This window comes from Phycisphaerales bacterium (genome assembly GCA_020852515.1).
Classification (GTDB): domain Bacteria; phylum Planctomycetota; class Phycisphaerae; order Phycisphaerales; family UBA5793; genus UBA5793.
Map to the genome: position 1 here is coordinate 1 of JADZAS010000013.1, position 13,309 is coordinate 13,309.

At 65.2% G+C, this 13,309-nt stretch carries 9 protein-coding genes; 7 read left to right on the forward strand and 2 right to left on the reverse strand.

Annotation, left to right across the window (positions count from 1 at the left end):
• Positions 1–3,542: DNA-directed RNA polymerase subunit beta (gene rpoB / locus IT430_06150; protein MCC6907502.1), on the reverse strand; the 3,542-nt coding region annotated here is incomplete at its 3' end.
• A gap of 289 nt (positions 3,543–3,831) precedes the next feature.
• On the opposite strand from rpoB, the gene IT430_06155 reads away from it, so the two are divergent.
• Positions 3,832–4,116 carry a DUF167 domain-containing protein gene (locus IT430_06155; protein ID MCC6907503.1) on the forward strand — a complete coding sequence of 95 codons (285 nt, stop codon included), beginning with the start codon at positions 3,832–3,834 and terminating at the stop codon, positions 4,114–4,116.
• 36 nt (positions 4,117–4,152) lie between these two features.
• Here the strand turns inward: IT430_06155 and IT430_06160 are convergent, their stop codons facing one another.
• Positions 4,153–5,532: a DUF3466 family protein gene (locus tag IT430_06160; protein MCC6907504.1), complete on the reverse strand. Its 1,380-nt coding sequence runs from the start codon at positions 5,530–5,532 to the stop codon at positions 4,153–4,155.
• Between the two features lie 248 nt (positions 5,533–5,780).
• On the opposite strand from IT430_06160, the gene IT430_06165 reads away from it, so the two are divergent.
• From IT430_06165 to IT430_06190, 6 genes are all read left to right on the forward strand, one after another.
• Positions 5,781–6,398, forward strand: a complete 618-nt coding sequence (locus IT430_06165; GenBank protein MCC6907505.1) for a Fe(2+)-trafficking protein — start codon at positions 5,781–5,783, stop codon at positions 6,396–6,398.
• 130 nt (positions 6,399–6,528) lie between these two features.
• On the forward strand, positions 6,529–7,998 hold the full coding sequence (locus IT430_06170) for an alginate export family protein (protein ID MCC6907506.1): 1,470 nt from the start codon (positions 6,529–6,531) through the stop codon (positions 7,996–7,998).
• Complete coding sequence (locus IT430_06175; protein MCC6907507.1) at positions 7,988–8,584, forward strand: hypothetical protein; 597 nt, start codon at positions 7,988–7,990, stop codon at positions 8,582–8,584. Before IT430_06170 ends, IT430_06175 begins: the two co-directional genes overlap by 11 nt.
• Positions 8,585–8,607: 23 nt before the next feature.
• Positions 8,608–9,684, forward strand: a complete 1,077-nt coding sequence (locus IT430_06180; GenBank protein ID MCC6907508.1) for a FecR domain-containing protein — start codon at positions 8,608–8,610, stop codon at positions 9,682–9,684.
• A 39-nt stretch (positions 9,685–9,723) separates the two neighbouring features.
• On the forward strand, positions 9,724–12,552 hold the full coding sequence (locus IT430_06185) for a CHASE2 domain-containing protein (protein ID MCC6907509.1): 2,829 nt from the start codon (positions 9,724–9,726) through the stop codon (positions 12,550–12,552).
• 27 nt (positions 12,553–12,579) lie between these two features.
• Entirely contained in the window at positions 12,580–13,278 is a 699-nt protein-coding gene (locus IT430_06190; GenBank protein ID MCC6907510.1) for an aquaporin, read from the forward strand.
• The last annotated feature ends 31 nt before the right edge of the window (positions 13,279–13,309 follow it).

The following is a 13,309-nucleotide window of genomic DNA, read 5'->3' on the forward strand; positions in this document are numbered from 1 at the left end:
ACGAGGGAGTAGGGGCCGGTGCTGCGAGCGTGGATCTTGTCGTCCACGAGGTGCAGCAGCTTGAGGATGTCCATGTAGCCGACGGTGACCTTCTCGTCGAAGGGCTCGCCGGTCTTGCCGCTGAAGAGCCTGACCTTGCCGGACGCCATGCGCCCTTCGGGACGCGAGGTGTCCACGTTCATCTTGATCGGCAGGTCGGTCGTGGTCGCCCAGCGCACCAGCGCCTCGTCCACGTCGGTCTCGGTGGCGCCGTCGAACACGGGCGTCGCCACCGGGTGTGGGTTGGGCGCATTGATCGGCGCACGCGGGTTGACGCCAACGGTGGCGTCGCCGTCCGCGAAGACGCCGTGGGCTGCCGCCCAGCCGAGATGGGTCTCGAGGATCTGGCCGATGTTCATGCGGCTCGGCACGCCGAGCGGGTTGAGCACAACGTCGACAGGGCGTCCGTCCTCGAGGAACGGCATGTCTTCCTCGGGCACGATCCTGGCCACGACACCTTTGTTGCCGTGGCGGCCGGCCATCTTGTCGCCGACCGACAATTGCCGCTTCGTGGCCAGATACACCTTGACCATTTCGAGCACGCCCGAGGGGAGCTCATCGCCGCGCTTCATGTGCGCCAGCTTGCGCTGCTTTTCCTGTTCGATGGCGTTGATGCGCTGGCGGAACTGGTTGTGGATGACCGCGCACTCTTCGCGGATCTCCTTGCCGCCCTTCACCCACTTGATGTCAAAGTCGCGAATCTGTTCGAGGATGACCGCGGCGATGTTCGATGCGCCCACCGTCTGCCGCGTGTTCGGGTCCACGATCGGCGAGCCGGTGATCTCGTTCATCTGCGCGATCATCTGGCGGAAGAGGTCGATGGCTTTTTCGTCCATCGCCTCGCTGTACGCGTTCATCTCGCGCTGCAACTGCTTCTTCTGCTCGTCGGTCATGTGCATGCGGCGGCTGAACCGCTTGGCGCCGATGACAATGCCCTCCGTGCCCGCCGGCACTTCGAGCGAATCGTTCTTCACGTCTTCGCCCGCCCGGCCGAAGATCGCATGCAGGAGTTTTTCTTCCGGGCTCAGTTCGCTCTTGCTCTTGGGCGACACCTTGCCCACGAGAATGTCGCCGGGCCTGACGCGGGCGCCGATGCGAATGACGCCGTTCTCGTCGAGGTTGCGCAGCATCTTCTCGCTGACGTTGGGAATGTCGCGCGTGAACTCCTCGCGGCCCAGTTTGGTCTCGCGGATTTCCACGTCGAACGCGTCAATGTGAATCGACGTGAACACGTCGTCCTTGAGCAGCCGCTCGTTGATCACGATCGCGTCTTCGAAGTTGTACCCGTCGAAGGTCATGAACCCGACCAGCGCGTTCTTGCCCAGCGACAGTTCGCCCATCTTCGTCGAAGCGCCGTCGGCGATGATCTGGCCCTTCTTCACCCGCTGGTCGAGCATGACCACCGGCTTCTGATTCTGGCACGTGCGCTCGTTGAGCCCCGCAAACTTGCGCAGCGGGTACTCGTCGGTGTTGTCAATCACGATCATCTCGGAATCGACAAACGTCACCACGCCGCCGTTGCGGGCGCGGATTACCATGCCGCTGTACTGGCCGACTTCCTTCTCAAGGCCGGTCGCCACCACGGGCGGATCGGTCTTGATGAGCGGCACCGCCTGGCGCTGCATGTTCGAACCCATCAGCGCGCGGTTCGCGTCGTCGTGCTCGAGGAACGGAATGAGCGCCGCCGACACGCCCACGATCTGCTTGGGCGTGATGTCGACGAAGTTCAGATCGCCCGAATCAACCTGCGCCAGATCGCCGTTCACGCGAGCCAGCACAAGCCCCTTCCTGATCTTGCCGTCGAGTTCGAGGACGTCGGCCGGGGCGAGGATGGCGCGCATCTCTTCATCGGCGCGGAGGTACTCGATTTCGCCCGTCGCCTTGCCCTTGGTCACCTTGCGATACGGCGTGAGCACGAAACCGTACTCGTCGATCATCGCGTAGATGCCCAGCGAGGCGATGAGGCCGATGTTCGTACCTTCAGGCGTCTCGATCGGGCAGATGCGACCATAGTGGCTGATGTGCACGTCGCGCACTTCAAAGCCCGCGCGCTTGCGGTTGAGGCCGCCCGGCCCCAGCGCCGAAAGACGCCGCTCGTGCGCCAGCATGCTCAGCGGATTCGTCTGGTCCACCACCTGCGACAGTTCGCTGCGACCGAAGAAGAACTCGATGCTGCTGCTGATGCTCTTGGTGTTCACCAGGTCGGCGATCTTCGACAGTTCGTCCGGGTCCTTGACGCTCATGCGCTCCTGCACCGTGCGCCGCAACTTCAGGAATCCCTTGCGAACTTCTTCGACGGCCAGCTCATCCAGCGTGCGCAGGCGGCGGTTGCCCAGGTGGTCGATGTCATCGACGTAGGCGTTGTTGCGAGCGCTGCGCAGATCGAGGATGTACTGGATCACGAGGCGGAAGTCCTCGCCGCGCAAACGCAGAATGTCCTCGGGCACGTCGAGGTCGAACTTGCGGTTGATGCGGAACCGGCCCACCCGGCCGAGCCGGTAGCGGTTGTCGTCGAAGAACTTCTCTTCGAAGAGCGTCTTGGCCTTGTTCACCTGCGGCGGGTTGCCCGGGCGCAGCCGCGTGTAGATCTTGAGCAGCGCCTGCTCATACTCGTTGCTCGTCAGTTCGCTGAAGATGTCCAGCCGCTCTTCGGCGATGGTGTTGAGAATGAGCGGATCGACGCTGCCGGTGATGACGCGCACCTTTTTGAGGTTCGACGCCTGGATCGCGCCCAGCGCCTCGCCGATCTGCCGCCCGACGCCGACGAGTTCCTCGCCGCTTTCGGTATCGACGATCGTCTCCGCGGCGTAGTGCTCCTCGCGCAGGTTCGCGACCGTCACTTCGCTCACGTCATAGAAGAGGTCGATGAGCTTGTCGGTGGTGGCGAGGTCCGGATCGAGCGAGCGAAGGAAGGTCGTCGCGGCGATCTTGGTGCTCTGGTCGATGCGCATCGCCAGAACATCCTTCTTGGTCACCTCGAGTTCGATCCACGAGCCGCGCTCGGGAATGATGCGCGCGCTGTGCAGCGGCCGGTCTGCCTCGGCCGACACCACGCCGAAGTCCACGCCCGGGCTGCGGTGCAACTGGCTGACGATGACGCGCTCGGCCCCGTTGACGATGAACTCGCCTCCGCCCATCATGATGGGCAGTTCGCCGAGGTAGATCTCCTCCTGGGCGATGTCGGGGTGATTCTCGCGCACCAGCCGCACCGCCACGCGGAACGGCCGCGCATAGGTCAGGCGCAGCTCGCGGCACTCGTCGGGCGTGTAGCGCGGATTGTCCAGCGTGTAGTAGAGGTATTCAAGCCGCATCGTGCCGTCGTACGACTCAATGGGAAAGACCTCGCGCAGCATCGCCTCGAGACCCAGCGCGGGGTCGCGGCTGTCGGCGTCCTTGTCCATCTGCAGAAACCGCTCGTAGGCGGCTTCCTGCACGGCGACAAGATTGGGCACGGGCATCGCATCGCCACGCTTGGAAAAATTGCGCACGTTCATCGTGGGCATGTACTACCCCTGATCAATGAAACTTGGCCGAACCGGGAACGGTCGGCCTTCACATCTGGGCTCTGAAAATTAAAACTCACCTCGGCTCGCGCACAGCCAAAAAGGATAGCCCGCCCGAAACTGCAAAACCAATCGCTGTCAAGTAAAAAGTGAAGAAAAATTCTTCCGCCGTAAATGTCTGCTTTCCAAATACTTGCGCCCAGCCAGGCCCCTGCCGACCCCCGCTGCACGCCCGGATTCGCCCAACCGGTGCCCCGAATCTGGCCCGCCGATTGCAGGTCCGCCCGCCATGAACCGCTTCCAGACCACGCCGCGCGGCCTGACCATTCGCCTAAAGGTTGTCCCCGGCGCCAGCCGTGACGCCATCTCCGGCTGGCTGGGTGATCGCCTCAAGGTCCGCGTCAGCGCCCCACCCGAGCATGGCAAGGCGAACGAGGCCGTGTGCCGCCTGCTCGCCAAAGCCCTCAACATCGACCGCCGCCGTATCCACGTGACCGCGGGCGCCACCTCGCCCGAGAAGACCATCGAGATCGAAGGCCTGACCGAACTCGACGCCGCCGCCCGCTTGCCTTGACGCAGCCCGGCAGACTGGTTCCGACACCAGGTGCTGCTATTGGAACTCCCACACGACCAACTGACTGATCGCGCACTCGTTCTGAACCACGGCCTGGAAGAGGATGGTCTGGCCGCGGGCGATGAGGGGGACGGTGCGGGTGATGGCGGCCACGCCGTTGGCGTCGGCGATGGCGCTGCCGATGATGGTCGGGCTATCCAATTGCAGCGCGTTCTGCTGGAGATCGCAGCCGGGGATGCGAGTCCCGCCGCCGCGACGGGAGTAGCAGAAGTAGACGCGCGAGCCGGGCGTGGCACCCGTCGCGCGCAGCCGGTTAGTTGTTCCGGCGCTGCCCGGTACGGGGCTCTGGAGTGACATCGTCGGGTTGACCGGCGTAAGCAGCAGAGCCCACGTGTCAGCAGGATTGGACGGCACGTCTGCGGTCGCCGGGATCTGCCCGAAGTCGTTGATGTCATTTACGCGCGTGATGCGCCAGCGTATGCGCAGCCTCGGAGGAACAAGATCATCCAGGAAGATCATGTCCTCACCTGGATTCAGAATGAACGCGCGTGGGCGAATCACGTTGTGGTTGTCGCCTACAACCTGGCCCAGGTTGTTGATCCCGCGCGCGGAACTGTTCAGGCCGATCGACGGCGTGTGGATGTCGATGATCTGCTGATCGGTCCATTTCACCGCGTGCGGGGCGCCATTTGCGGCTTCTGAAAGGCCGACGACGTCGCCAGCATCGTTGATCGCATACGCGCTGCTTCCGAATCCGGTGAGAGCACCGAGATCGATGGGCTGCTCATTGATCCAGAGCATCGCGCGCTTGGTACCCTCAATACTCAGTCCCGCGCCCACAATCTGACCGCGATCATTGACGCCCCAAACGTCGGAGGAATTGCGGTCTGGCCAGGGGTCATCCAACACCTGCATTTGACCGGCTTGCCAGACAAAGCCGACGTTTGAGTAGTTGCCGAACTCGTATTCAGATTCCCCCACGATCTGTCCCATGGCGTTTACGCCCGTCGCCACGCTGCTCTCACCACCGAGCGTCCCAAGATCGCTCATCTCACCGTCCCGCCATAGGAACGCGTGGCGAACGTAGATGCCGCTTCCCGGACGAAAGCCGGCCCAGCCGACGATCTCGCCGCGGTCGTTTATCGATGCGGCTGCGCTGTAGTCGCCGCCGAGAGTGCCGAGATCGACCACCCCACCGTCATGCGGCCAGAGAACAGCATGAATGTAGTTCGCATCGACTAAGGTGAAGCCGACCACATCCCCAATAGAGTTAATGCCGCCGGTCCCCGCCCACTGCTCCTGCGTCGTCAGACTTGGGAGTTCGAACACGGCGTACCGGTAGTCCTGGGCGACAGCCTGAGCCGCGCAGGCGAAGAGCAGTACGACACACGCTTTGATGTTCTGATTGAGAAGCATCGGCGCCTCCGAGTCGATCGGCCGGGCGAAGGAGACTTTCGTTGCCGTCGAGCCGACACGATCCGTCGTACCCGCCTGTTCAAGGTACCCCAGAATCACGACTCCCGCAAGCCCAAACGCGCATTCTCGAGCAGAAAGTGAAACTCGAGCCGCGTGACCGGCACCGCAGCGCCGCGTTGCCCCGGGCCAAAGCCACCCCCGCTATAATCCCCTTTCGTTTGCAGCGGCCTCAACGGGCAGGAGTGGTGATGGACGCATCTGAACGCATCGCGCAATTTCGCAACATGGCTGAGGCCGATCCGACCAATGAGATGGCCCACTTCAGCCTCGGCAACGCCTTGCTCCAGGCGGGGCAGGCGAAAGAGGCCGCCCAGTCGTTTCAGCGGTGCATCGAACTCCAGCCGGAGATGAGCAAGGCCTATCAACTCGCGGGCCAGGCGCTCGTCGCGGCCGGCGACTCCTCCGCCGCGGCCGGCATCCTCACCAGCGGCTACAAGGTCGCGGCCCGGCGCGGCGATCTCATGCCCCGCAACGCCATCGCCGAGTTGCTCCGCAAGATCGGCGCGCCCGTCCCCGTGGTCAAGGATGCCCCGCCCGAGCCCGAAATCCCGCAAGGAGCCTTCATCTGCCAGCGCACCGGCCGGCCAGGCACACAGATGGACAAGCCCCCCTTCCGCGGCCCGCTGGGCCAGCACATCTACGAGACCATCTCAAAGGAGACCTGGCAGCAGTGGGTCGGCCAGGGCACCAAGGTCATCAATGAACTGCGCCTCGATCTCTCGCGCGATGAGCACGCCAAGGTCTACGACCAGCACATGATCGAGTTCCTCGGCCTCGAGGAGTTCGTCGCCTCGCAGCGCCAGTAGGCTCGGGCGGAGCAGAATCCAAATCCCATTCAATCGCGCGACCGGCATCGCGGCGGGGGGACCCGGCTGGTACGATACCGCTCATCGCACGCGGCCCGATGAGCCGATGTGCGATCATGGAGGCTGCTGCATGAGGCTGCGATGGGTGGTGATGGGTCTGGCCGGCGCGGCGGTTGCAACCGGCCCGCAATCCACGGCCTGGGCCCAGGACACAGAGACGTTCGAGCGCCTCGAGCGCACGCTGCGCGACATCGAGATGTCGCGCCAGGCCGGCGCTGCGGACCTCGAGATCGCCGAGTCGGGCCGGCTGCTGCTGGGCGGCTACACCACCTTTGGATTCATCGCCAGCGACGACGCGAGCAGCAACACGCGGATCCTCCGCCAGAGCGACACCAAACTCTGGGCCGACTTCTCCATGGCCGGGCACCAGGCTTACGGCCGGCTGCGTTTCAACTACCTCGACTTCAACTCCGGCGACAGTTTCGACGGGCGCGGCGACAACCTCGAAGAGCCCATCGCCGACCGCTACTGGTACCGCTTCGACTACCGCACCGCGCGCATGGCCGACGCCGGCGAGCGGCCCGATGACAACTTCTGGTTCCAGGGCGGGCGGCAGTTCGTAAATTGGGGCTCGGGCCTGGCGCTGAGCGAAGTGCTCTACTCGGCGCAGGCGGGGCTCGAACTTCACAACCTCGAAGTCATGGGCCTGATCGGCCTCACGCCCTCCACCGGACCGATCGACTTTGACAGTTCGCGCCCGGGCTACGACACCGACGTCGATCGCAAGTTCATGGGCGTGATGTTCACCTACACCGGCCTGGACCGCCACCGGCCCTATCTCTTCTTCCTCGATCAGCAGGATCGCAACGAACGCGACAGCCGAACGATCCTGCTGCTGGGCACGCCCTTTCCGACGCGGTACCACTACGACTCGCGCTATCTCGGCGTGGGCAGCAGCGGCGAGATCACTTCTGAACTGTTCTACCAGGCGGAGTTCGTGTACGAATTCGGCCAGTCGCTCAGCAGCAGCATTTCGCCCTTCGCCGCGCCGGTGGCGCAGACGGAAGAGTCAATCCGCGCGTGGGCGGGCGATGCGCGGCTCATCTACGCGCCGCGCTGGGGCCGGCCCAACGGGGTGCGGCTCGACTGGGAAATCGTCGCGGCCTCCGGCGATGACGATCGCCAGCACACCTCCAACACCTTCGGCGGCAACCTGAGCGGCACCGACGATCGCGCCTTCAATTCGCTGGGCTACGCCAACACCGGACTCGTCCTCGGGCCCAACGTCTCCAACCTCCTGTCGATGCGCATGGGCGCCAGCGCCACGCCGTGGCGCGGCCAGGGTGTCTTCGACAAGATGCGCATCGGCGTGGACGGTTACCTGCTGCACAAACTCGACTCCGCAGCGCCCGTCAGTTTCACCACGACCGCCGGCGAGCGGTTTCTCGGCGCTGAACTCGACTTCTTCGTGGACTGGCAGATCTACAGCGACCTGTCGCTCGATCTGCGCTACGGCCTGTTCATTCCCGGCGACGCCATGCCCGCCGGCAGCGACGACGAGCGCCACTTCTTCTACGCGGGGTTGAACTATGCGTTCTGATCTGGCCAAAGCGCTGAGCGCGGCTGCGCTGGCATGCACGCTGCTGATCGGCGGCTGCACGCGCACGCTGCTTGAGGCCTCGGTCGCCGATGCGCACAGCGGGACGGATGCCACGGCCGAACTCGACTTCTGGGATGGCCTGGCGATGCAGCATGCCGCGAGCAATCGCGACGCCCTGCACGCGCTGCTGCTCACGTTCCATCTTCTGCCCGATGCCGCCGCGGAATCCGAGGATGAGGAGGGCGAGGCAGGCGACGCCGCCTCGCCCGCCGGATTCGAGGCCGAACTTCAGATCGCGCGCCAGCGGGGCTGGATCGCCGAAGATGAAGAGCCGATGCCCAATGAAACGGCCCAGGCCGGCTGGATCGCGCGGGCCATCTGCATCGAGGCCGGCATCGAAGGCGGGGTGAACATGCGGCTGTTTGGTCCGATACCCCGCTACGCCCTGCGCGAACTCGAGTGGGAAGGCCTCATGGACCGCAAATCGGAGAACCAGGCGCTCTCGGGAATCGAACTGATGGCGACGATCGGCCGCGTGCAGGACCGGCGCACGGGCCTCGTTTCCGTGCCGCGACAGGACTTCTGACCGGCGGATCGATGAAACGGATCATGATGATGCGCACCCAACTTCGACTCGCTCTGCTGTGCCTGCTCGTGTTCGCCATAGCCGCCGGTCGCGCCGGCGCGCAGGAGCAGCCACCTGCGGCGCCCGAAGCGCCCGAGTCGGCTGAGCAACCGCAGGTGCTCGACGATCAGCCGATCGCCTACACCATTCGCGAAGGCGACACATTTGAATCGATCGCGGAGAAGTGGTACGGCAACCGCGAATTCGCTTCCGCAATCGCCGAGGCCAATCCGGATGTCGACGCGCAGAACCTCGTCGTCGGCGCCGTGATCACTCTGCCGCGCATCGATCTTGGCGACCAGTTGGCCAGGATCGAGCCGCTGCCCGAGGGGGAAGTGAAGATCCTCCAGGCCGTCGTGATGAAGGTGGAGGGCACAGCCCAGTGGCGGCCGGATGTGCAGTCGCCGTGGAAGAACGCGGCGATCAATGACGTGATCGCCACGGGCAGTGAGATCCGCACCGGCTCCGATTCAACCCTCACCCTGCGCATCGGCATGAACGCCTCCATGCTCATCGACCGCATCTCGCGCATCACGCTGCCCGAGATGATCCAGGCCGGCGACACCCTGCGCACGCGAGTGACGATGCAGTACGGTCTGGCGGATGTCAAGGTCGATCACGTCGGCCTCTCCAACGACTTCGAAATCAAGACGCCCAGCGCTACGCTGGCCGTCAAAGGCACCGGCTGGCGCATCGTGTGGGACGGCATCGACGGCTTCCGTGCCTTCGGCGTGCCGACGAATCGCATCCGCGCCATCGAGATCGAGTACATCAACTCGATCAAGGTCGCGTTGACTGCCGACGACGCCTCGAGCGGGCAGCACCAACTCCCCTCGCTCAACGCATTCGCGCACACCTACTTCCTGCCCCTCGCGGGCGCCGTGTCGCCCGAGGAAGTGCCGTTCCTCACCATGGTCGTCTCGCACGGGCAGCATCTCATCCGCGATCTCGGTCTCGATGAGTCGTTCGGCCGCGAGGGCTTCGAAGGAACCCTGCAGGAATTCACCGAGCAAGGCCGCGGCGGCGGCTCCGGCTGCGGCTGCCAATTCGAAGGCAACTGACGGGCGCTGCCTCGACCGTCGGAGGATCGCTTGGCGTTCATGGCTCGACTGCTCGGTTCCGGCTCCGGACGCGGCTCGCTCATGCCGTGGCTGGTCGGCTCGCTGCTCGCCGCCGTCACGGCCTACATGCTCACCGTTCCCATGTGGAGCGACCGGGCAGAGGGCCTGGCGAGCGACTTCCTCTTCCGCTTCGGCCGCCTCAACCCGCCGCGCGCCAGCGACCGCATCGTCCACGTGGATATCGACGACAGTTCGCTCGAGTCCTTCGGCCGCTGGCCCTGGAAGCGCTCGCTCATCGGTAAAGCGATCACGACGATCGACTCGTACGGCCCGAGCGTCATCGCCCTCGATCTCCTCTTCGACGAGCGCACGCTCGACGAGCCCGAGCAGGATCGCGCCCTGGTCAACGCCATCCGCGAGGCCAGGGCACAGACGATTGTCGCGATCAAATTCCCCTCGGTTGGCGAGCAGATCGGGCCGCTGTGGCGCGGTCCGGAAGGCGCTGCAGCGCTGCGAGGCGTCATCGACGGCCTCAAGCAAAACATCTACATCGACCCGCCTTCGCTCATGGAGCGGGCCGGCCTCGACGAAATCCGCGCGCAGCGCGTCAACGACCGCTTCCAGTCCTTTCGCGAACTCGCCGTGGAGGAAGCGGCGCTCGAACTCACCGGCAGAGGGCCGCTGACGGTGGAAGCCGTGCTCGATCACATGGCTCCGCGCGACGCGCCGGGCGTGCGCGACCGCGGCCTCGAGCGCCTGATTCGCAAAGTCGTGGACCGCATTAACGTCACGCGCACCATCGCGCCGCAGATGCCCGAACTGGGAATCTCCGGCGTGGTGCGCCTTGCCGAGGCGATCGAAGTGCCCGTCATGGAGATCGCCACCGCCGCGACTCACCCGGGCTTCGTCACGACTGAGACCGATCGCGACGGGGCGGTGCGCCGCGTGCCGCCGGTCATCGGCTTCGGCGGCCGGCTGTATCCCCAACTCGGCGTGGCCGCGGCGATGGCGCACCAGCGCCTCACCGCCGAAGACATTCGCGTCGATGAATCGTCCATTCGCATCGGGCAGTCGGTTTTGCCAGTCAACGAGGGCCGCTCGCTCATCGCCTGGCCGCGCACCGAAGACGGCTCGCCGCCGCTCAACCTGCTATCGGGGCACATGGCGCACGCCTCGCAGAACGCGGCGCTGGGCCTGCTGCGCCAGGCCGAGACCGACCCACCGACGTTCGGCCACGTCGCCATAGGCGTGCTCATTGACCTCGACGAGAAACTCACCGCCATCAGGGCCAAGCGCGAAGAATACGAGTCCATCGCGCGCGAACTGGCCGACGCCTTTCTCGGCGTCGATCGCTTCGCTCCCGAAGACTGGACGCAAAGCGAGAAGCGAGCCGCCATCGACGCCGAACTGCTCGACCAGGTGCTGTTCGTGCTCGGTTCCACGCCCGAGGGCCGGCCCCGGCCGCCCGGACCCAGCGCCACGTCGGAGGAGATCGCCCTCTGGCGCTGGTACCAGATGCACGACAACATCGATCGCGAACAGCGCGAGCTGTTCTCCGCCCGCGATCGACTCACCCAAATGCTGCGCGGCAAGATTGTTTTCGTCGGCTGGGTGACCACCGGCTCGCTCAGCGACGTCTACCCGACCGCAGCCGGCCCGCTCACGCCCGGCGTCGTCGTCAACGCGATGATGGCCAACATGGTCCTCACGGGCGAGGCGTTCTCCGAGGCGCCGCTCTGGGTCGGCGCGCTGCTCACCTTCGCGCTCGGCTCGTTCGCCGCGTTCGTCGCGGGCATGCGCTCCATCCGGCCGCTGCTGGGCCTGCTGCTGGCGGCGGTGATCGCGCTGGGCTATCTCGTGGTCAACGCGTTTCTCTTCTTTGACGCGAGCCATCAGTTTGTGCCCCTGGCCACGCCGATGACGGGCATTGCCGTAGGCCTGTTCGGCTCCACGTTCTCGCGCGGGCTGAACGAGCGGCGCGAGCGGTCGCGCCTCACGCGGCAGTTCGGCAACCGCATCCACCGCCGCCTCTTTCAATACCTGCTCGAACATCCCGACGTCATCGACATGAGCGGTTCGCAGCGCGAAGTGACGTGCCTCTTTGGCGATCTGGCCGGCTTCACCAGTGTCTCGGAAACCATGGACTCGCGCTCCACCGTCGCGATCCTCAACAAGTACATGGGCAGCATGAACGCCCTGCTCACGGACCACGAGGCGTACGTGAACAAGTTCCTCGGCGACGGCCTCATGGCCTTCTGGGGCGCCTTCGAGGAAGACGCGTCGCACGCCGACCGCGCTGTGCGCGCTGCCATCGCCTGCGTGCAGCGCGTCGAAGAGCTGAACCTCGACGCCATGCGCAGCGGCGAGCCGCGCCTCACCATGCGCTTCGGCCTCTCGTCAGGGCTCGTCACCGTCGGCGACTGCGGCGCGCCGCCCGAGTTCAGCGACTTCACCGTCATCGGCGACTCCGTCAACCTCGCCGCCCGCCTCGAGTCGGCCAACAAGCAGTTCGGCACGTCCATTCTCATCAACGGCCGCACCAACGAGATGATCGGCCCGGACATCCTCCGCCGGCCCATCGGGCTCGTCACCGTGGTCGGCCAGTCCAAGCCCGTCGAACTCTTCGAAGTCCTCCCCGTCGAACCCGGCACCGACGACGAGGAACTCATCTCGCTCATCGAAGCGACCGCGCAGGCCGTGCGGCTCTACCGTGACCGCCGGCTCGACGAGGCCAGGTCTGCATGGGAGCAGCTCGTCGCCGAGCACGGCCAGTCGCGACTGTGCGCGCTCTATCTGCGGGAGATTGCCCGGTTTACGGCTAACGCGGAAGAACTCTTCGACGGCGTGATTCATCTCGAAAGCAAGTGATGGCCGATCTGGCATCGGGAGGTCCGCATGAACCCGATAGCCAGAGGCTCGATTGCTGAATTCGTCGGAGCGTTCGCACTGACCTTCGTCGGCGCGGGCGCGATCATCGTCAACCAGATCATCTCCGGCGGCGGGCTGCTGCCCATCGCCATCGCGCACGGCCTGACCCTGGCCGTCATGGTCTCCGCCACCATGCACATCTCGGGCGGCCAGATCAACCCTGCCGTCTCCATCGCCCTGGCGGTCATCGGCAAACAGGATCCCAGGCGGGCCGCAGCCTTCGTCGCCAGCCAGGTGCTCGGCGCCGTCATCGCGGCACTTCTGCTCAAAGCCGTGTTCACTCCGACACACGCCGACGCAGTCAATGCGGCCCGGCTCGGCGCCACGCTCGGCGGGCTGGGGATGAGTTCGGGCGCCATTCTCGTGCTCGAGATCGTCGCCACGTTCTTTCTCATGTTTGTCGTCATCGGCACGGCCGTGGACAGCCGCGGTGTGGGCAAGGGAGCGATGATCGGCGGATTCGGGATCGGCCTGACCATCGCCGCCGACATCCTCGCCTTCGGCCCCGCGACCGGCGCCTCAATGAACCCCGCGCGCAGTTTCGGCCCGGCGCTCATCGGCGGCTACTGGGACATCCACTGGGTCTACTGGCTCGGCCCCATCATTGGCGCCACCCTCGCCGCCCTCGTCTGGCAGTTCGGCATCGGACTCAAAGACGGGAAGTAATCACCTTCGAAACGGCGCCGCTGGCAGTAGA

Coding starts and splice junctions, on each gene's coding strand:
- IT430_06155 (MCC6907503.1), top strand. CDS start 3,832: ATGAACCGCTTCCAGACCACGCCGCGCGGCCTGACCATTCGCCTAAAG.
- IT430_06160 (MCC6907504.1), bottom strand. CDS start 5,532: ATGCTTCTCAATCAGAACATCAAAGCGTGTGTCGTACTGCTCTTCGCC.
- IT430_06165 (MCC6907505.1), top strand. CDS start 5,781: ATGGACGCATCTGAACGCATCGCGCAATTTCGCAACATGGCTGAGGCC.
- IT430_06170 (MCC6907506.1), top strand. CDS start 6,529: ATGAGGCTGCGATGGGTGGTGATGGGTCTGGCCGGCGCGGCGGTTGCA.
- IT430_06175 (MCC6907507.1), top strand. CDS start 7,988: ATGCGTTCTGATCTGGCCAAAGCGCTGAGCGCGGCTGCGCTGGCATGC.
- IT430_06180 (MCC6907508.1), top strand. CDS start 8,608: ATGATGATGCGCACCCAACTTCGACTCGCTCTGCTGTGCCTGCTCGTG.
- IT430_06185 (MCC6907509.1), top strand. CDS start 9,724: ATGGCTCGACTGCTCGGTTCCGGCTCCGGACGCGGCTCGCTCATGCCG.
- IT430_06190 (MCC6907510.1), top strand. CDS start 12,580: ATGAACCCGATAGCCAGAGGCTCGATTGCTGAATTCGTCGGAGCGTTC.